Source organism: Hallella faecis, assembly GCF_018789675.1.
Lineage (GTDB): Bacteria > Bacteroidota > Bacteroidia > Bacteroidales > Bacteroidaceae > Prevotella > Prevotella faecis.
In genome coordinates, this window is sequence record NZ_JAHKBE010000019.1 from 28,778 (window position 1) to 48,693 (window position 19,916).

Consider the following 19,916-nt stretch of genomic DNA (forward strand, 5'->3'; position numbering starts at 1 on the left):
CGCAAGGGGAGAGCGGAAATTAGTAAGTTAGCAGTGTTCTTCGTTCAATTCTTGATGAGTAAATGATATTTAAATGTTCTCTGTTGTTTTATTTTTGCAAATCTCACCGACCTGCCTTCTCGCGGCTCCCACCGGAGAATTACATGCCCGTATAGTTGTGGGGCGTGATGGCACGCAGCTCCTGCTTCACACTTTCGCTGACGTTGAGCGTCTCCACAAACTCGTGGATGGTTTGCTCTGTCATCTTGGTGTTGGTGCGGGTGAGCGCCTTGAGCGCCTCATAGGGATGGGGATAACCCTCGCGGCGCAGGATGGTCTGGATGGCCTCGGCCACCACAGCCCATGTGTTGTCGAGATCCTCGCTGAGCTTCTGCTCGTTGAGGATGAGCTTGCGCAAGCCCTTGAGGGTGCTCTGTATGGCGATAACGCTGTGGCCCAATGGCACACCCACGTTGCGCAGCACGGTAGAGTCGGTGAGGTCGCGCTGCAAGCGGCTGACGGGCAACTTGCTGGCGAGGAACTGGAGCACGGCGTTGGCCATGCCGAGGTTGCCCTCACTGTTCTCGTAGTCGATGGGGTTGACCTTGTGGGGCATGGCGCTTGAGCCCACCTCACCAGCCTTGATCTTCTGCTTGAAATACTCCATGGAGATGTACATCCAGAAGTCGCGGTCGAGGTCGATGATAATGGTGTTGATGCGGCGAAGGGCGTCGAACACGGCTGCCAGGCAGTCGTAATTGCTGATCTGCGTGGTCCACTGCTCGCGCTGCAAGCCCAACTTCTCGCTGACAAACTTATTGCCGAAAGCCTTCCAATCGTAGTTGGGATAGGCCACATGGTGGGCGTTGAAGTTGCCTGTGGCGCCACCAAACTTGGCGGTCATCTTGCAGGCCTTCAGCTCCTTGAGCTGCTCGGTGAGGCGATACACAAACACCATGACCTCCTTGCCCAAGCGTGTGGGCGAAGCAGGCTGACCGTGGGTCTTGGCCAACATGGGCACGTCTTTCCACTCATCGGCATACTGCTGCAACTGGTCGATGAGCTCTTCCACCTGAGGATAGTACACCTCTTCAAGCGCTTCCTTAATGGAAAGGGGCACGCTGGTGTTGTTGATATCCTGAGAGGTGAGGCCGAAATGGATAAACTCCTTGTAAGCCTCGAGCCCGCCAATCTTGTCGAACTCCTCCTTAATGAAATACTCCACGGCCTTGACATCGTGGTTGGTAACCTTCTCAATATCCTTCACGTGCTGTGCCGACTCCTCGTTGAAGGAGCGGTAGATGTCGCGCAAACGATCGAAAAGGGCATGATCGAACGAGGCGAGCTGGGGCAAGGGTAATTCACACAATGTGATGAAATACTCTATCTCAACGCGCACACGATAACGAATGAGTGCATACTCTGAAAAATAATCTGCCAGGGGCGCTGTCTTACCACGGTAACGGCCATCAACTGGAGAAATTGCTGTCAACAAATCAAGTTCCATATCCTTATATTATCACGTCTGCAAAATTACGAATTAAATTCGACACGATAGATATTCTCGCAATAAAAATGTTGCATCTAACGGTTTTTAACGCCTTGGCCATAACACAATGTCGCATCGCGCCGGCCTCACACGCACAAGGAACATGTACTACGGCTTCGAGAGCCGCTACGAACTGACGAAAACCATCATGCTGAAGATCGAGGGAGCCGACGTGATGCATTTGGGCGCGACTGTCGAAACCTGCCCGAAACAAACACTAACAAGAATTGAAATACTAATGATCGATGGGGTTAATCTTCTTTAGCAGAAAGCCTTGAGACCTGACAGGCCAAGGCTTCACATAAAACAAAAAAAAACCTGCAGCTCCGAAGAACCACAGGATACACCCCTGGTGGGCGTTGACGGATTCGAACCGCCGACCCTCTGCTTGTAAGGCAGATGCTCTAAACCAACTGAGCTAAACGCCCTTATTGCTCATTTGCGGGTGCAAAGGTACGACTATTATTCCTTTCCACCAAATTTCTCGGCAACTTTTTGCAGAAAAAGTGCGTTTTTGCATCATTTCGGGCACAAAACAATCTTTCCTCCCCCAACCGACCGTTAGTTTTCGGGCCGAATCGCTTGGTTTCGAACAGGCCGAAACGGCCATGCTTGACACCGGAAATTTATGCAGAATCGTAACACGCAATCATCATCTTTGGTATGGGCCACCACATGGAACATTTGCCATAACACCCTCAACAGGAGGTGCCTCTTGCCATGCCGGGCGGTCTCAGCGTTGCCTGTGTAGGGATTTTTGGTGAAAAAGTTGGTACGAGATTTCGGACGAAATAGAGCACGAAAAAGCCGTTTTTACGGATTCGGAGAACGGGAATTGAAGCGTGATGGTGCGATTAGGCAGGTATTGAGTTGCCAAAGATGCCTATCGGTGCCTCGAAAAGGCAGGTTTCGTCTTGCCTTTGGGCATGTTTCGCACCACGAAACATGCCTAACGGTGAGGCGGAATGTAAAAAGCGGAACGCGAAAAGCGACGAGCGGAACGTAAAACGCTGATTGTTAGCTTATTGCGAAAACGCACCACAAATAGCATATTTGCGGCAAATTATTGTGTCGTGAAAAAGAAATGTGTAGATTTCACTATAGTTTGTTGGCTATTTTCGGCCGCAACACACACATCCTGGCCAGGCGCACCTGGAGCCATCCAACAAAAAGGGCGCCTCCCCAAGGGAGACGCCCAGTTATTTGTGGCTTTTAACCGTCAATGTAATTAGTCGGCCACCTTAACAGTAGCGCGGCGGTTGAATGAGACGGGCGAAAGCTCGTCGACACCACCATGACCCTGTGTGGTGATCTTGCTGCGGTCAACACCCATCTTCACGAGCTCGTCGGCAACTGTGTTGGCACGGCCCTCAGAGAGGCGCTGGTTGATAGAAGCGTTACCTGTAGCGCTGTCAGCATAACCATCGACCTTCAGCTTGGCACCGTTCTCCTTGGCATACTTAGCCAAAGCCTCGATGTTCACGAGATCCTTCTGAGAAGCGATGTTGGTCTTGTTGATGTTGAAGAACACAGAGATCGGAGTGTTTACAAACTCCTTCACAGCCTTGTTATCATCGGACTTGTTAGCGAGCAGGTTCTTCAGACGAGCGTTCTCGGCGTTAGCGTCGTTGAGCTGAGCGTTAAGAGCGTCGATCTGGCTCTGAGCGAGAGCCTTGATAGCGTCCACATCGGGAGTCTTGTTCCAAGTGCAACGGCCGAGGTTGTAAGTCAAACCAATCTCAGCAGAAACGATCTGGTCGTGGTTTCTCTTCTCGTGGCCACCGTATGCCAATGACTCATCAACACCCTCGAAATCATCGCCCATGATGTTATACTGGACGTCGAGGTTGATCTGCACGCGCTTAGACACTCTCCACTGGTTCAAGATACCAGCGCTACCAGCCATACAGTAAGAGTTCAGCGACATGTTGCGAACCAAACCAATACCAGCGTACGGAGAAATGTTCCAGACGCGTGTGGGGCTGTAACCGCAGAAAAGGTTGCTCAGGTTGAACAGGGCCTGACCCTGAAGGTTCCAATACTTGTTGTGCATGCAGGTGTTGTAGGCGTTCTCCTTGGGAACGTCCTTACCCCAGATACCATTGAACTTGGCACGGATACCGATGCCCGGAGTGAACCACTTACCGATAGCGGCTGAGAAGCCCATATCGCGGCGGAAGTCCTTCACAGGGCTCTTGGTCCAACCCATACCCTTTTCCTCGTTTGAGTAGAAAGCTGTCCAAGTGAAGTTACCCTGAACAAACCAGTTACTCCAGAAAGAATTTGTGGCGACACTGTACTTCAGTGTGGGATCTGCAGTCTCCTGAGCCATTGAAGACAAAGAGAGACCGGCAAACGCCATTGCGATCAATAACTTTTTCATAATCTTTATTTGTTAAACGATCAATAATTAATTCGAATATACTCTTAAAGCCTATTCATCCAACGGCAAAGTTAATAATATTTTTTAAATACTGACTTTATTTCTGATAAAATAATTAAAAATCTCACAAGAAAATGTTCATTGTCAACGTTTCAAGCCTATTTCCCCCTCAAATGTCATGTCACAATATCATACGAACACCCTTAAATCCGAATCGGCTGTTAGATTTTAACACTTCGGTCTAACGGCCGTTGGAGAGTTACGCAAACAATTGCTCTATGTCCTTTTGCTTGAAAATGCTTAGGACGCTCTTGCCGTCGGGAGTGTATTTGGCGTTCTGGCAAAGGAAGAGTTGGTTGATGAGGTTTTCCATCTCGTCGTTGCTCAGCACTTGACCATAGGGAATGGCTGCGGCGCGCGCCATGCTCAAGGCCAGCGAATCGTTGATTTCCTGCACGGCCGACGTGCCGCGCTCCTGGGCGCCTACCACCATGTCGCGCACAAGCGAGCCAACATCGATGCCTTCCAACCCCTCGGGAATGGCGTTGACCGAGAAGGTGTTGTCGCCCAACGGCGACAGGTCGAAGCCCATGGCGGTCATCTCGCCAAGGATCTGCTCGAGCGTGACGGCCTCCTGGGCGGTGAGCTGCACCGTCTCGGGGAAGAGCAACTTCTGCGAATGCGACTTACGGGCGGCCAACTGGCGCTGGTATTTCTCGAAGAGGATGCGTATGTGGGCGCGGTGCTGGTCGATGATCATGAGGCCCGACTTGACGGCGGTCATCATGAAACGTCCCTTGTATTGGTAGTGGGCAGGCGATTTCTCCTCTATGACGCTCTCGTCGGCAGCAGGGGCCACGGGGTCGGAAAACAGGGGCTCCGACATGGGCTTGGCGGCACTGTCGAGACCCTCGTAGAGCTGTTGCCACTGGTCGGTGAGGCGCGAGGTGTGGTATTCGCCACTCGGCTCACCGTCAATCTTGCTCGCATGCGACACCGACGAGGGCGTGGCCTTGAAGGGATTGTACTGGGGGTTGAAGTCGACCTTAGGAAGGTCGGCCTGCCGGGTGGGGTCGAACAGGGGGATATCGGGCTTGCCCTCGGTGTCGAACTCAATGGTCGACGCGTCGTTGAACATGCCTACGGCATCCTTCGCGGCGGCTGACAGGATCTGCCAGATGGCCTGCTCGTTCTCAAACTTTATCTCGGTCTTGGTGGGATGGATGTTGACGTCGATGTCCTGGGCGTCGACATCAAAATAAATGAAGTATGGCACCTGCTCGCCTTGGGGAACCAAACGTTCGAAGGCCGACATGACCGCCTTGTTGAAATACGGATGCCGCATGTATCGGCCATTAACAAAGAAGTATTGCTGGGCGCCTTTCTTGCGGGCACTCTCGGGTTTGCCCACAAAGCCATGAATGACACAAACGGATGTTTCCACGTTCAGGGGCAGCAGGTCCTGGTTGATGCGTTTGCCAATGATGTCCACGATGCGTTGGCGAAGGCCACCGGCACGAAGGTTGAACATCTCCGAGCCATTGCTGCGGAAGGTGAAGGCCACCTTGGGATAAACAAGTGCGATGCGCTCGAAAGCCGTGAGGATGTTGTTGAGCTCAGTGGTGTTCGACTTCAAAAACTTGCGGCGGGCGGGAACATTGTAAAAGAGGTTCTCGATCATGAAATTGGAACCCTCAGGGCAGGCACATGCCTCTTGGCCAACGAAACGCGATCCGGCAATCGACAGGTGCGTGCCTATCTCCTCGCCACGTTGGCGAGTCTTGAGCTCCACCTGGGCCACGGCGGCTATCGACGCCAACGCCTCACCACGGAAGCCCATGGTATGGAGGTTGAAGAGGTCGTCGGCCTGGCGTATCTTCGACGTGGCATGGCGCTCAAAGGAGAGGCGCGCATCGGTCTCCGACATGCCCTTACCGTCGTCGATGACCTGGATGGACGTGCGGCCCGCGTCGACCACCAGCACGTCAATGCGTGTGGCACCGGCGTCGATGGCGTTTTCCACCAATTCCTTGATAACCGACGCCGGGCGCTGGATAACCTCGCCGGCAGCTATCTGGTTGGCCACTGAGTCGGGCAACAATTGTATGATATCACTCATGATTTAGGGTGGGTTCTGTTTATTATAAGTAGGTAATAGGTTGGGGCTGGCGTCACAACCATGGCAAGAAACATGCCAAAAGGAACACCAGCAACAGACCGGCAATGGCAAGACCTGCCACAAACGATCGGTCCTTGCGGCGCGTGGTGCGACGGAAGGAGATAAGCGATTCGGCAGCGTCGGTATCGACCGCCGATTCACCACTCTCCATGCCCAGTTCGCGTTTGGCGCGTGCCTCCAACTGCTGAAGACGTTCACGGCGCTCGTCGGAATACATCATAGGATGCCTGAAACGGCGTGGCTTGGTGGTTTGGACGAGTAGGTTCATAAGGTAAGTTGCTGTAACGGGGCCGCATGGCGCTCTATGCTCTTTAGCTCGGTACCTTTGGCCTTGCCACGCCAATGGAACACATCGTCCTTATCCACCGGGCGCAATGCGTCGAACCATGCGAAACTCTCGAGCTTCAACTTCATGGGCGGGATCTGTGTCATCGGATACAACGTGGCCTTCACCTTGTTGGTCCATATATGATGGAGCTTGCGCTCGGGGGTGAGATACATGCGCATGGTGTCGGTCTCCATATAGTTTAGGCCAATGAGCGTCGTGTCCTTGTCGTCGACGGGGAAATAAACCGACTTGACATTGCCTATGGCGTCGCTCCGGCGAATGACTCCGTCTTGGAAATAGGCAAACATGTCGTGCGACGCCACTTGGTTGTAGTGGACGCTGTCGGGCATGGCCTCAACCGACAAGGCCTGTCCAAGGACATGGGCCTCACGAACGGTGGAGTCGTTCATATACACCTTGATCACCTCGCCCAACAACTGGCGCGTGCCATTCCACACGATGGGGTCGCGATACATGGTCATGCACGAGTCTTGCGAGTTGAACACCAACGAGTCGCAAATGGCCTGCACGTCAAGGCGGAAGGCCCGCATGTGCGGATAACAATGCACCTTGCGATACACAGAGTCGGTGTTGATATTGAAGGTTTCGATGCGCATGGTGTCGGCGTGCATAAAGAGCGTGTCCTTCTGCGAGTAGTCCTTGACCAGCGCGTCCTTTGTGGCGAAGCCCATGCCTGTATGCTCGTTGTAAACCACCTCGCCACAGGTCAGGGTGTTCTTGTTCTCGTTGTCGACAAACACCACGTTGCCCAAGCCACGGTTATTGCCGCTCTTGCTGTCATAATATAAGGTGTCGCCGGTAATGGTCTTCGGGCCGTTGACCACCGTCGACCGTCCGAACATCTCGGCCTGGTCATTTTGGGTGTTGAAATAGGCGTTCTCTGTGGTGATGGTGCCATTCTCACCCTTGATGATCGAAGGGCCTACCTTGCCGTGCCCCTTGGCAGACGTGTACTGGCCCACCACATGGGCGCGCGACTTTCGTGTGTCGTAATAGAGCGTGTCGGTGGATACCTGGTTCTTTGGCGTACGAAGTTGCACGTCGTAATTAAACTTGGCGAGGCGTGTCTCGGTATGGTACTCACCCCAGTCGGCGCTCAACTGGCTCTTTCCATCGACCAGTTTGCCGCCATTGAAGAAATAAGCGTACTCGTACAAACGGTCGTAGTTCAGGCTGTCGGTATAAAGCGTCTGCTTGCGATGCTTGAGCACCACGTTATTGCGGGCCTCCATCATCTGCCCCTCGCCATCATACCAAGCGCGCGTGCAGGTCAGCGACAACGTGTCGCCCTGACGAAAACGCACATGGCCAAAAGCCTTCACCGAGTTGGAACCTTGGTAAAAATAAGCACTGTCGCAGCTGAGGAAAGCGCCCTGATGCTTAAACGCCACATGGCCTTTGGCAATCTGGGCGTCGGGATTGGGGCCCGCCATGTCGTAGCGCAACTCATCGGCATGGAGAAGATAGACCTTGTTGTCCACAGGTCTCTTCTTCGCCTTGCGGGGCGCCAAGAAGGCTTGCAGGGTGCCTATGACAAAGAAGCATAGAGCCATCGTCAGGATGACCCTATGCCCACGGTAATATCTTTGATGTTTATCAGTTGCCGTCATCTAACCCATCCCTGATATTGGAAATTACAATTCTTATAGCGGTCCTTCATCCTCACGTAGGTGTGCTTGATCTTATCGACGACCCAGTCGGTAAGAACCTTCTCGCGTTCCTTGGCGAGAACCACATCCTTCATGACCTGGAAATCCTCAGTGATGGTGGCCTTGTGACCTTCGACACGCGACTTCAGCTTCACAATGGCAACAACTGTCTTTCCATTGCTGCGGCTCACCATCTCAAACGGTGCGGATATCTGGCCAACCTTCATGGTGTCGACAACGCGAGCCACCTCGGTAGGCAGGTCTTTCATCTGGAAACGCGACGTCATGCCATCGTTGGTGGGGTTCGACATCAGTCCCTTGTTGTTCTTGGTGTCCTTGTCATCGGAAAGGATGGTGGCGGCGTAGTCGAACGTAAGTTGACCAGCACGAATGTCGGCGGCTAAAGAATCCAGGCGACTCATGGAAGCGTCGATCTCATCTTGCGACACCTTCGGCTTCAGAAGGATATGACGCACCTTGATCTTGTCGCCACGCTTGTCGATAAGTTGGATGATATGATAGCCAAACTCGGTCTCCACGATCTTGGAAATCTTGTTCGGGTCAGTCAGGTTGAATGCCACATTGGCAAACGCAGGGTCGAGCAGGCTACGTCCCACATAGTCCATCTCGCCACCTTGGCGTGCCGATCCGGGGTCCTCCGAATACAGACGCGCCAACGCAGCGAACGACGATTCGCCTTTGGTGACACGGTCGGTGAAGTCGCGAAGCTGATTCTTCACGCGGTTGACCTCCTCCTGCTTGATGCGGGGCCGATGCTCAATGATCTGCACCTCCACCTCGGTAGGCACGAAAGGCACGCTGTCGGCGGGCATATTGCGGAAATAGGTGCGCACATCGGCGGGCGTCACCTTGACGTCTTCCACCAACTTCTTGCGCATCTTCTCAATGAGTTGCTGGTTCTTGAACTCATCGTGCATATCGGCACGCATCTCCTTGAGGGTCTGTTTCCTATACTCTTCCAGTTTCTCCTGCGAGCCTGCGATTTGTATCCAACGATTGATCTGCTGGTCGATGCCTGCCGAGATCTCGCTCTCGGTCACCTCGATGGAGTCGATGGCGGCCTGATGGAGAAACAACTTCTGCACAGCCAGTTGCTCAGGGATGACACACTCGGGATCGCCTCCCCAGGTAACACCTTCGGCAAGCCCCTGCATGCGCATGGCTTCGACGTCAGACTTCAGGATGGGCTCATCGCCCACAACCCATATCACCTCATCGACAACACTGCTCTCGGGGGCGACAACCTCAGGTTTCACCACCGAATCGTTGGTTGTTGACTGGTCAGGCGCAGCGGCTTCTGCCTGCGAGGATGTGGCACGAGATGCCTGCTCCACGCCCGACATGGCTGTCAGTCCGAAGACCAACATGGCCGCTATGGTATATATAGTTTTCTTCATACGTTAATGCTTGTTCACTGTTTTCAGCACATCCTCGTTCACCTTCACGGCAAACTGCTTGCGCAGGTCAGCCACCCATTGCTTCTCCAGGTAGTCCTGATAGTCGGCAACCACAAGGGCTCTCACATCCGACAACTCCTTGGGAGCCTTGAGCACCTTACCGTAGATGGCCATATTGGGATAGTCCTTCATGGGCTTGACAATGGTATCGACCCCAAACGCCTCACGGTCGACGAGCGTGTTGTCGCCCTTCTTGAAGATGCCCTTCTCCACACGGATGCGCAATACCGAGTCGGAGTTGAACGTCTTTCGCAACACCTCGGCCCACTCGTCAAACGCCACCTTCTTGATTGCGTTCTTCACGTTGTTGATGTCGGCCACCTCGCGTGTGTGGTAAGCTATGCCCTTGAAACGGGGCTGCTCCCACTTGTAGTCTTTCTTATGTTTCTTGAAGAATGATGTCAGGCCAGCCACGTCCTTCTGTGCCTTGTCCCACACGGCGCGGTTGCTGATTTCATAGAGCAACAATCCGTCGTGATACTCCTGGATAAGGTATTTCAGCGTAGGATCCTTGGCCTCCATCTCATCGAGCTTAGCCTTGAGAAGCTCTGCCTTGGTGGTATGCTCCACCTTGGTCAGCGAGTCGAGCTTGTTATCGATAATCTGCTCGCGGAGGTTACGTTGGTCGATATATTTCATGATGGCATCGCGCTGGCTCTCATAGCTATAGAAGTTCTGATGGCCTTGCTTCAGAATGATGTGCCATCCGGCAGCCGAGAGCACGGGCTTGCTCATCTCGCCGTCGTTCAGCGCCCAGGCCTGGTCCTCAAACTCCTTCAGCGTTTGTCCTTTATATATAAGCGGCAGTTCGCCACCGTTCTTGGCAGATCCGGGGTCTTGCGAGTACTTCTTTGCCATCTCCGCAAAGTTGGCGCCACCCTTGAGAGCCGCATAGATGGAGTCGATGCGCTCCTTAGCAGCCTTCTGCTCATCGGCGGTTGCTTTCTGGCTCACAATCAGCAAGATGTGGGCCACCTTGACCAATCCGCCGTTGTTGTCAATCTGTTGTTGTGTCTGTTGGTAGATTTTCTTTGCTTCGGCCTCCACGTCGGCGTCGGTAATCATGGCCGGACGCACCTGCATGTCGCGGTATCCGGCAAACTCCGTCTGGAACGACTTCATCGTGTCGAGTTGCGCAGCCTTGGCTGCTTCCACCTTCAACTTGTAGTTGATAAACAAGTCGACGTAGTCGGCCACGCTTTTCTTGTCGATCACACCGTCGGCATTGTTTTTATTGTACGAGTATTCAAACTCTGAGCGAGCAATATTCTTTCCGTTGATGGTCATCACAACGGGATCGGAAGTTTGCGCAAAAGACAAGGTGCCACACAACAGCATGGCGCCCAACAACAGTTTCTTCTTCATATTTATTATAAGTAGCTCTCCCTCCATCCGTTTGGAAAGGAGGGAGAGTGGTTATTTCAATGTTGCTAGCACATAGAGCAATTATCCACGGAAACTCGCCCAGCAAGCGTTGGCAACCTATGCTATAAGCATTTGCAACCTATGTTATAAGCATTGAGTCCCCAAGCGATAGGCTACGGCTACCATTGCGATAGGGCTCGGCGTCAGTTGAAACTTGGCATCGAAGACCTATGCGGCAGGTGTGGAGCGCGGATTACTCGTGACGGCTATAGTTAGGAGCCTCGCTTGTGATAGCGATATCGTGCGGATGGCTCTCAAGCACACCAGCGTTGGTGATGCGCGTGAACTTAGCGTTGTGCAAGTTTTCGATAGTGGCGGCACCGCAATAGCCCATTCCTGAGCGCAGGCCACCCACGAGCTGATAGATCACCTCCTGCACGGTTCCCTTGTAAGGAACACGACCGGCGATTCCCTCGGGCACCAGCTTCTTCACGTCCTTGGTGCCACCCTGGAAGTAACGGTCGCTCGAACCATTCTTCTGGCCCATGGCCTCGAGAGATCCCATGCCACGATAGCTCTTGAACTTACGTCCGTTATAGATGATGGTCTCGCCGGGGCTCTCCTCTGTGCCAGCCACGAGCGAACCAATCATCACGCAGCTTCCGCCAGCGGCCAATGCCTTGACGATATCGCCCGAATAGCGCAAGCCACCGTCGGCGATCAAAGGCACGCCTGTTCCCTCGAGTGCCGAGCACACGTCGTAGACAGCGCTCAACTGAGGTACGCCCACGCCAGCCACCACACGTGTGGTGCAGATGGAACCCGGGCCGATGCCGACCTTCACGGCGTCAGCGCCGTTGTCGACCAAATATTTTGCAGCCTCACCTGTGGCGATGTTACCCACCACAACATCGATGTTGGGGAATGCGTTCTTCACCTCGTGCAGCTTGCCCACCACACCGGCAGAGTGTCCGTGAGCCGTGTCGATGACGATGGCGTCGACACCAGCGTCGACCAGTGCCTGTGCTCTGTCGAGCGTGTCGACTGTGACACCCACGCCAGCAGCCACGCGAAGTCTTCCCTTGTCATCCTTGCATGCGTTAGGCTTGTCCTTAGCCTTAGTGATATCCTTGTAAGTGATCAGTCCGACAAGATGATTGCCTGCATCGACCACCGGCAACTTCTCGATCTTGTTCTCCTGCAGTATTTGCGCAGCAGCCACAAGGTCGGTCTTTTGGTGCGTGGTAACGAGGTTCTCTGTTGTCATCACCTCATCAACCGTCTTGTCCATGTTGCGCTCGAAACGCAGGTCACGATTGGTAACGATACCCACCAAATGGTTCTCCTCGTCGACAACGGGGATGCCACCGATGTGGTACTCATGCATCAGGGCGAGTGCGTCGCCCACGGTGCTACCGCGGCGGATTGTAACGGGATCATAGATCATACCGTTCTCCGCACGTTTGACGATGGCCACTTGGCGCGCCTGCTCCTCGATGGTCATGTTCTTGTGAATAACGCCGATACCACCCTCGCGCGCAATGGCAATGGCCATTGACGATTCTGTCACCGTATCCATGGCAGCTGTCACAAACGGGATGTTCAGCTCGATGTTACGCGAGAAGCGTGTTTTCAACGTCACCTCTTTGGGCAACACCTCGGAATAAGCGGGAATCAACAGGACGTCGTCGAAGGTAAGACCGTCCATTACAATTTTATCTGCAACAAATGATGACATAAATGTAACTTTAGGAATTTATTGCGTGCAAATTTAGTAATAAAAATCCACTTAGACCGCCATCACGGTCATTTTTCTTTTCCGTTTAATGCTATTTAACCGAATTCGGTCATTACGGGTGCTGAGTAGTTACGTCATCACACCCGCCAAAGGCGAAGCTATGGGATATTTCCATTCCGCCCTCATCACGTTTGCTTTCACTTCCTCCAAATGGGCTACACGAGCGGGGCCTCCTGAAGTTGCGAGACTGTCGGGGCCCAAACGAAACTATCCGGTCGCCCTTCAGCAACCGGATAGTTTTATGTTAGTTGGTTACGAGAACAACTCATTTCCTGTCAATGAATCATCTCTGAACGCTTGCAGCCAAATCAGTTAGCCATTTCCGAGAAGAACTTGATGAAGACCAGCCGAACCTTTTCCTCAGCCGTCAGTCCGTCCTCATCGTCGTAGATGTCGACTTCCTCAATGGCCTGATCGATGTCGTCGCTATCGCTCTCACGGAAATAGTCGTAGATGTCGGCCACCTCATCAGGGTCGATCACCTCGTCATCGTTGAGGTAATAGTCGATATTGACCTTCATACCGCTGCACACGATGGCCTCAATGTCGTCGAGCAAGTCGTCGAATCCGTATCCTTGGGCCCGTGCGATTTCCTCGAGCGGTATGCGCTTGTCGATAAGCTCGATGATCTTCTGCTTTCTCATCGACTTGTTGGGCTGACTGATGACGCGCATGATGTCGGCCCGTTTGACATCGTTCTCCTCGCAATAGTTCTTGATGAGCTCCAGGAAAGGCTTGCCATACTTCTTGGCTTTTCCTTGTCCCACGCCTTGTATCTGCTGCAACTCCTCCATGGTCACGGGGTAGTTGGTGGCCATCTGCGTGAGCGATATGTCTTGGAAGATGACGTATGGCGGCAGGTTGAACTTGCGCGCCTCGTCCTTGCGCAATCCTCGCAGGAGGTTGTACAACTCCTCGTCGAGAGCGCTCGACACATTGTCGGCTCCCTCTTCGGTCTCGTCGAACTCGCGGTCGGCCACCACCATGAAAGGCTGCGGGTCTTGCATGTAGCGCTTGCCGTCGGCCGTGAGCTTGAGCAAACCGTAGTTTTCCACATCCTTCCGGATGAAATGGGAGATCATGGCCTGGCGTATCACAGGGTTCCAAATGGCAGAGTCCTCCTCGTTGATCTTCTCGCCTGCGCCAAACTCGGGCAACTTGTCGTGCCCATGGCGCACAATGTTGTCGGTGCGTCGGCCCCTCACGAAGTCGATGATGTAAGGCTGGTCGAAGTTTTCCTTCACCGCCTTGATGGCGCTGAGCACCACGAGCAACGCCTCCGACGCCTCCTTGGGATGCTTGGGGTGCATGCAGTTGTCGCAATTGCCACAGTTGTCCTTGGGATAAGCCTCACCGAAATAGTGCAACAGCATCTTACGCCTACAGATCGACGACTCGGCGTAAGCCTTCGTCTCTTGCAGGAGCTGCCGTCCGATCTCTTTCTCTGCCTCGCCCTTGCTGTCCATAAACTTCTCGAGTTTCTTCAGGTCCTTGGGCGAGTAGAAGGCTATGCAAATGCCCTCTCCCCCATCGCGGCCGGCGCGACCCGTTTCCTGATAGTATCCCTCGAGACTCTTGGGAATGTCGTAATGTATGACGAATCGCACATCGGGCTTGTCGATGCCCATGCCGAAGGCGATGGTCGCCACGATGATGTCTATTTCCTCCTTGATGAAGTCGTCTTGCGTCATCGTTCGCACCTCGGTGTCGAGTCCGGCGTGGTAGGGCGCGGCCTTGAAGCCGTTGAGCTGCAGCTTCTGCGCCAGTTCCTCCACCTTCTTGCGCGACAGGCAGTAGATGATGCCACACTTGCCCTCGTGCTGCCTGAGGAATCGGATGATTTGGCTGTCGGTGTCCTCCTCGCTCACTTTCTGCCTGATCTCATAATAGAGGTTGGGGCGGTTGAACGAGCTCTTGAACTCCTTGGCGTCGACGATGCCCAGGCTCTTCTTGATGTCGGAGCGCACCTTGTCGGTAGCCGTCGCCGTAAGCGCTATGACGGGAATCTTGTCGATGCCCCGGAACTTCGCTATCTTGTCGATGGTGGGCCTGATGTTGCGATACTCGGGCCGGAAATCGTGTCCCCACTCGGAGATGCAATGAGCCTCATCGATGGCAAAGAAAGAAATCTCAAACGACTCGAGGAACGCAAGGTTGTCCTCCTTGTTGAGCGACTCGGGAGCCACGTACAGCAGTTTAGTCTTACCCGACTGCACATCGCTCACCACGCGGTTGATGGCCGCCTTGTTGAGCGACGAGTTCATGTAATGGGCCAGGCCGTCGTTCTCCGACAGTCCGTTGATGACGTCCACCTGGTTCTTCATCAGGGCGATCAGTGGCGACACCACGATGGCCGTGCCCTTCATGAGCAGCGATGGCAACTGGTAGCACAGGCTCTTGCCGCCTCCGGTGGGCATGAGAACAAAGGTGTCGTTGCCATCCATAAGGTTACGAATGACGGCCTCTTGGTCTCCCTTGAATTTGTCGAAGCCGAAATACTGCTTCAGGGGTTTAATGAGATTGTCTTCCATTGTGGTAGTAGTTGCTTTTAATGACCTGCGGTCAAGCAGACTCCTTGTGTTGCTCCAGGTGAGCCTTATCGAGCTGGCCCTTGGCATACTCGAGTGTCACCTCAAACTTCTTAACACGGCGTGAGGGGACGTCGAACATGGCGTCCATCATAACCGCCTCGACGATTGAGCGGAGTCCTCTTGCACCCAACTTATACTCCACCGCCTTGTCGACGATGAAATCGAGCGCCTCGTCGGTGAACGTCAGCGCAATCTTGTCCATCTCGAAGAGCTTGACATACTGCTTCACGATGGAGTTTTTGGGCTCCACGAGGATGCGTCGCAGCGCGTCGCGGTCGAGCGGGTTGAGGTGCGTGAGCACTGGCAGACGACCGATGAGCTCGGGGATGAGTCCGAACGACTTCAGGTCTTGCGGCAGGATGTACTTCATCAGGTCGCTCTTGTCCACATTGCGCACCGCCTGCACCGAGTTGTAACCCACCACATGCGTGTTGAGCCGCTGTGCGATCTTGCGTTCAATACCGTCGAAGGCGCCACCGCAGATAAACAGGATATTCTTTGTGTTCACGTGGATGTAGTCTTGGTCGGGATGCTTGCGACCGCCCTTAGGCGGCACATTGACCATGGTACCCTCGAGGAGCTTGAGCAGTCCCTGCTGCACGCCCTCTCCGCTCACGTCGCGCGTGATGCTGGGGTTGTCGCTCTTTCGGGCAATCTTGTCGAGTTCGTCGATGAAGACGATGCCGCGCTCAGCGGCCTCCACGTTGAAGTCGGCCACCTGCAACAGGCGGCTCAATATGCTCTCCACGTCCTCGCCCACATAACCGGCCTCGGTAAACACCGTGGCGTCGACGATGGTGAACGGCACGTCGAGCAGCTTGGCGATGGTTCGTGCCAGGAGGGTCTTACCCGTACCCGTGGATCCCACCATAATGATGTTGCTCTTCTCGATCTCCACGCCATCCTCGTCGTCGGGCTGCTGCAAACGCTTGTAGTGGTTATACACCGAGACGGCGAGCGTGCGCTTGGCGTCGTCCTGTCCGATGACATATTGGTCGAGATACTCCTTGATCTCGCGTGGCTTGGGCACCTTGCCCTTGGGCTTATAGGGTGTGTGTTTTGCGGGCAGCTCGTTGTCCTCATCGTCGAGCAGTCCGGCCATTCCCGTGCTCTTCACGATGTTGTAAGCCTGCACGGCGCAGTCGGCACAGATATAGCCATTGAGGCCGTTGATGAGCAGCCTCACCTCGTCCTCACTTCTTCCGCAGAAGCTACATTTCTTCTTACTTGTTCTCATGTTGTTCGTCTCACTTCTTTCTTGTCAGCACCGTGTCGATCATGCCATACTCCTTGGCTTCCTCGGCTGTCATCCAGTAGTTGCGGTCGCTGTCCTGCCACACCTTGTCGTAGGTCTGGTGCGAGTGGTTTGATATGATGGTGTAGAGTTCTTTCTTCATCTTCATGATCTCGCGCGCCTCAATCTCGATGTCCGATGCCTGTCCCTGCACGCCTCCGAGCGGCTGGTGGATCATCACACGGCTGTGGGGCAATGCTGAGCGCTTGCCCTCTGTGCCCGATACGAGGAGCACGGCGGCCATCGAAGCGGCCATACCGGTGCAGATGGTGGCCACGTCGCTCGAGATAAACTGCATGGTGTCGTAGATGCCCAGTCCGGCCGTCACCACACCACCCGGCGAGTTCACGTAGATGGAGATGTCCTTTCCGTTGTCCACCGAGTCGAGATAGAGCAGCTGCGCCTGGAGCGTGTTGGCCGTGTAGTCGTCGATCTGCGTTCCGAGGAAGATGATGCGGTCCATCATCAGGCGCGAGAACACGTCCATCTGCGTTACGTTGAGCTGGCGCTCCTCCAGGATATAAGGGTTGAGGTACTGGTTCTGCGCTTTCACCACATCGTCGAGTACCATGCCGTTCATGCCAAGATGTTGCGTGGCATACTTTCTAAAGTCGTTGTTCATCTGTCAATCTTTCCTTTTTAATAATAAGACAAAATGGCGGTTTCCACCTTTTATTATATAATGCTTAGCAAAGACCATGCCATTTGCCAGCCGATTGTTATCGGGCTATCTTTTACAAAGATAATAAAAAAACTCGATATTCGAATGTTAATGTGTTATTTTTATGTTTTTTTTCTTTCTGGCTGTATTCCGCCCGCGAGCGTCTCCTCTTTTGGAGCGCATGACGCTCACGAAACGGCGTCAGAGTTCCACATTCTCTATGCGCAGCTTGAGGAGGCCTGCGGGCACGCGCACGGTCACCTCGTCGCCTTTGCGCTTGCCCAGCAACGCTTGCCCAACGGGCGACTTGATGGAGATCTTGCCCTCGCGCAGGTTCATCTCGTGTGGGCTCACGATGGTGTAGGTCATGCTGCGGTTGTTGCCCAGGTTGGTGATGCTCACCTTGCTCAGTAGGCCCACGCAGTCGGCTTGCAGCCGCGACTTGTCGATGACGCGCGCATGCTCCAGCACCTTTTGCTTAAACCGTATGCGCCCGAGTAGGCGCCACTGCTCGCGCTTAGCGGCGCGATATTCGAAGTTCTCACTCAGGTCGCCCTTGTCGCGGGCCTCGGCAATGGCGTCGCGCACCCTCGGCAGCTCCACCGTTTCCAACTGGCGCAACTCGGCCACGAGTTCGTCGTATCCTTCCTGTGACATGTATTCCATATAGTTGTTCTCCTTGTTTTTTTCCATTTTTTCCTTCGTTTTCGTGCCATGGTAGCTCTGAGGCAAGCGTCGCCCCCCATCTGGCTTAACGAAAACGAGGCACCACATAGGACCACCCACCTTACGCAAGCAGCCCCCTACTCTATGCAAAAGTAGCCATTTTTCTTCAATCGGCAAAAGGCTTCGCTATAGCAAACCGCCAAGACGCCCTATTTTGAGAAATATGGCGGCTCCCATAACCTTAGCAAATTATGGCGGTCGATTTTTTGATGTTTAACTTGAATAACGCGCGAGGTTTCAAATGAAAAGTATATATCCTCAAATCCGCAACTAAGCCCTTCAACGTCCTTTTTGCGTGTACACGTCCTCTCATTACTGAATTATTTGTTTCTTCGCCATGTCATATCAGAGTTTTGCTTGTTTATTTTTGCAACACTAAGATAAGTGAATTCTTCGACATGGCAAAATCCCGGGCGCTCGGCTCTGCCGCTTGCCAAAGCAAGAACTTTTTGTTGCTCAGGTACTTAAAAGGTTTAATTTACAATAGTGTTGCGGAATTAAGGTTAATCTATAATTAGCTGATTGCCGTTATAAAAAAACACTTAAGCACTAATTCCAACCGCTTGTGGCGTCGCCCAATCCGTTTGAGCCCAATCGTCCAAAAGTCGTGTTGTGGGGATAAGAATTTATTCATAACTTTGCATCAGTAACATTTTAATCTTTAACTTAAAACAACAAAAAACAATGAGACGAATTTTATTTTTGGCAGCATTCCTCACAATGGTGGTCATGTCTGCAAGTGCACAGAAGAATTTTACCGTATGGTATGGTGCTAATATTTCCAGCATGAGCACGGACGGCACAAGTCCTGACTCTGAGGCTAAGTTCCTGAACATAGGTGTCGACTACACCGCACCTATCTGCAACGCTTTCGACTGGAGCGTAGGTGCTGCCTACACAACAAAGGGATGCAAGGACTGGGATCCGGGCTTCATTCAGATTGACGCAAACGCTGGCTGGAACTTCCTGAAGAACGACGACTTCAAATTAGGTATCCTCACAGGTCCTTACGCTGACTTGATGGTTGTAAAAGACGATGCTGAAGGAGAAAAGACTTTCTCTATGGGCTGGCAGGCTGGCGCAAAGGCAACCTACAAGGACTTCTCTCTGAAGGTTGGCTATGAGTTCGGACTTACCAACGTTTTCGACGATGGCAAGAGCAAGCTCAACGGAGTTTATTTCCGTCTTGGATACAGCTTCTAAAAAGAAACTATATATTTTACAACCTGAACCGGCAACGTGTCTCACAAAACACATTGCCGGTTCTTTGTTTTTCTATTCCAAGGGAGAAGCCATAGGATTTCATGACGCATGCCATAGGATTCGTGACGTATACACAGGATTCTGACGTATGCTACACGACAAAGAATTGGAGTTGCATCTTACGAGCGATACATATATCGTTAACGACTTGATAGAAGAACTGAGGAATAAGCCATAGTTGTTTTGCTCAGTACTTTTCCGAGCATAAAAGTTGAAGCGCAGAGCTCCGACAGATAGTCGGGGTTCTTTTTATCTCTCATAAGCGCCAGGGACGGATTGTTATGTTTTATTGCCAAAAAGTTGTGTTGGGATTTTGGATGAACCAGAGAGCGAAAACGTCGTTTTTACAGAACGGGAGCGGCCCAAATGAGCCATGCGGTTACCGTTAGGCATGTATCGAGTTGCGAAAGACGCCAAACCGCAACACGAAAGACCGTCTTTCATCTTGCCTTCAGGCATGTTTCGCAACACGAAAGATGCCTAACGGCAAGACGAAATGCAAAATACGGAGTGCTGAATATGGAACTATAAGCATAAAACACTGGTTTTCAACGTATTACAAAAACACGCTAAGAATCGCGTATTTGCGGCAAATCTGGCGCACCCGACAAACCCTGTGGAGTAGGCCGTGCAGATGCTAACCCAAAACTGT

The 19,916-nt window shown here is 53.0% G+C and carries 14 protein-coding genes and 1 tRNA gene; 2 read left to right on the top strand and 13 right to left on the bottom strand.

The features are described from left to right. Positions 1-139 precede the first annotated feature (139 nt). A complete protein-coding gene (gene purB / locus KM934_RS06250) occupies positions 140-1,486 on the bottom strand; it encodes an adenylosuccinate lyase (RefSeq protein ID WP_215759766.1) in 1,347 nt (448 codons plus the stop codon). Between the two features lie 145 nt (positions 1,487-1,631). Between purB and KM934_RS06255 the strand changes: the two genes are divergently transcribed. Then, complete coding sequence (locus tag KM934_RS06255) at positions 1,632-1,793, top strand: hypothetical protein (RefSeq protein WP_215759767.1); 162 nt, start codon at positions 1,632-1,634, stop codon at positions 1,791-1,793. 85 nt (positions 1,794-1,878) lie between these two features. On the opposite strand, the gene KM934_RS06260 is transcribed toward KM934_RS06255, so the two are convergent. The 12 genes from KM934_RS06260 to greA form a co-directional block, all read right to left on the bottom strand. Beyond that, positions 1,879-1,956, bottom strand: a tRNA-Val gene (locus tag KM934_RS06260). An 800-nt stretch (positions 1,957-2,756) separates the two neighbouring features. Continuing rightward, a complete protein-coding gene (locus tag KM934_RS06265; RefSeq protein WP_215759768.1) occupies positions 2,757-3,911 on the bottom strand; it encodes an OmpA family protein in 1,155 nt (384 codons plus the stop codon). A gap of 259 nt (positions 3,912-4,170) precedes the next feature. Then, the gene (gene mutL, locus KM934_RS06270; RefSeq protein WP_215759769.1) at positions 4,171-6,030 is read right to left on the bottom strand and encodes a DNA mismatch repair endonuclease MutL; all 1,860 of its coding nucleotides are present in this window, start codon (positions 6,028-6,030) and stop codon (positions 4,171-4,173) included. Positions 6,031-6,082: 52 nt separating this feature from the next. Next, on the bottom strand, positions 6,083-6,358 hold the full coding sequence (locus KM934_RS06275) for a hypothetical protein (protein ID WP_215759770.1): 276 nt from the start codon (positions 6,356-6,358) through the stop codon (positions 6,083-6,085). Further along, entirely contained in the window at positions 6,355-8,049 is a 1,695-nt protein-coding gene (locus KM934_RS06280; protein ID WP_215759771.1) for an OstA-like protein, read from the bottom strand. Before KM934_RS06280 ends, KM934_RS06275 begins: the two co-directional genes overlap by 4 nt. Then, complete coding sequence (locus tag KM934_RS06285; protein ID WP_252344918.1) at positions 8,046-9,506, bottom strand: peptidylprolyl isomerase; 1,461 nt, start codon at positions 9,504-9,506, stop codon at positions 8,046-8,048. The genes KM934_RS06280 and KM934_RS06285 overlap by 4 nt, the downstream gene beginning before the upstream one ends. 3 nt (positions 9,507-9,509) lie before the next feature. Beyond that, entirely contained in the window at positions 9,510-10,931 is a 1,422-nt protein-coding gene (locus KM934_RS06290) for a peptidylprolyl isomerase (protein WP_215759772.1), read from the bottom strand. A 253-nt stretch (positions 10,932-11,184) separates the two neighbouring features. Next, complete coding sequence (guaB, locus tag KM934_RS06295) at positions 11,185-12,669, bottom strand: IMP dehydrogenase (RefSeq protein WP_215759773.1); 1,485 nt, start codon at positions 12,667-12,669, stop codon at positions 11,185-11,187. Between the two features lie 368 nt (positions 12,670-13,037). Next, complete coding sequence (recQ, locus tag KM934_RS06300) at positions 13,038-15,260, bottom strand: DNA helicase RecQ (RefSeq protein ID WP_215759774.1); 2,223 nt, start codon at positions 15,258-15,260, stop codon at positions 13,038-13,040. Between the two features lie 31 nt (positions 15,261-15,291). Further along, a complete protein-coding gene (gene clpX, locus KM934_RS06305) occupies positions 15,292-16,557 on the bottom strand; it encodes an ATP-dependent Clp protease ATP-binding subunit ClpX (protein WP_215759775.1) in 1,266 nt (421 codons plus the stop codon). 10 nt (positions 16,558-16,567) lie between these two features. Continuing rightward, the gene (clpP, locus tag KM934_RS06310; protein ID WP_215759776.1) at positions 16,568-17,236 is read right to left on the bottom strand and encodes an ATP-dependent Clp endopeptidase proteolytic subunit ClpP; all 669 of its coding nucleotides are present in this window, start codon (positions 17,234-17,236) and stop codon (positions 16,568-16,570) included. A gap of 240 nt (positions 17,237-17,476) precedes the next feature. After that, complete coding sequence (gene greA, locus KM934_RS06315; RefSeq protein WP_215759781.1) at positions 17,477-17,941, bottom strand: transcription elongation factor GreA; 465 nt, start codon at positions 17,939-17,941, stop codon at positions 17,477-17,479. A 744-nt stretch (positions 17,942-18,685) separates the two neighbouring features. On the opposite strand from greA, the gene KM934_RS06320 reads away from it, so the two are divergent. Beyond that, a complete protein-coding gene (locus KM934_RS06320; RefSeq protein ID WP_215759777.1) occupies positions 18,686-19,204 on the top strand; it encodes an outer membrane beta-barrel protein in 519 nt (172 codons plus the stop codon). Positions 19,205-19,916: the final 712 nt, after the last annotated feature.

Coding starts and splice junctions, on each gene's coding strand:
- recQ (WP_215759774.1), bottom strand. CDS start 15,260: ATGGAAGACAATCTCATTAAACCCCTGAAGCAGTATTTCGGCTTCGAC.
- KM934_RS06290 (WP_215759772.1), bottom strand. CDS start 10,931: ATGAAGAAGAAACTGTTGTTGGGCGCCATGCTGTTGTGTGGCACCTTG.
- guaB (WP_215759773.1), bottom strand. CDS start 12,669: ATGTCATCATTTGTTGCAGATAAAATTGTAATGGACGGTCTTACCTTC.
- KM934_RS06275 (WP_215759770.1), bottom strand. CDS start 6,358: ATGAACCTACTCGTCCAAACCACCAAGCCACGCCGTTTCAGGCATCCT.
- mutL (WP_215759769.1), bottom strand. CDS start 6,030: ATGAGTGATATCATACAATTGTTGCCCGACTCAGTGGCCAACCAGATA.
- KM934_RS06285 (WP_252344918.1), bottom strand. CDS start 9,506: ATGAAGAAAACTATATATACCATAGCGGCCATGTTGGTCTTCGGACTG.
- KM934_RS06280 (WP_215759771.1), bottom strand. CDS start 8,049: ATGACGGCAACTGATAAACATCAAAGATATTACCGTGGGCATAGGGTC.
- purB (WP_215759766.1), bottom strand. CDS start 1,486: ATGGAACTTGATTTGTTGACAGCAATTTCTCCAGTTGATGGCCGTTAC.
- KM934_RS06320 (WP_215759777.1), top strand. CDS start 18,686: ATGAGACGAATTTTATTTTTGGCAGCATTCCTCACAATGGTGGTCATG.
- greA (WP_215759781.1), bottom strand. CDS start 17,941: ATGGAATACATGTCACAGGAAGGATACGACGAACTCGTGGCCGAGTTG.
- clpX (WP_215759775.1), bottom strand. CDS start 16,557: ATGAGAACAAGTAAGAAGAAATGTAGCTTCTGCGGAAGAAGTGAGGAC.
- clpP (WP_215759776.1), bottom strand. CDS start 17,236: ATGAACAACGACTTTAGAAAGTATGCCACGCAACATCTTGGCATGAAC.
- KM934_RS06265 (WP_215759768.1), bottom strand. CDS start 3,911: ATGAAAAAGTTATTGATCGCAATGGCGTTTGCCGGTCTCTCTTTGTCT.
- KM934_RS06255 (WP_215759767.1), top strand. CDS start 1,632: ATGTACTACGGCTTCGAGAGCCGCTACGAACTGACGAAAACCATCATG.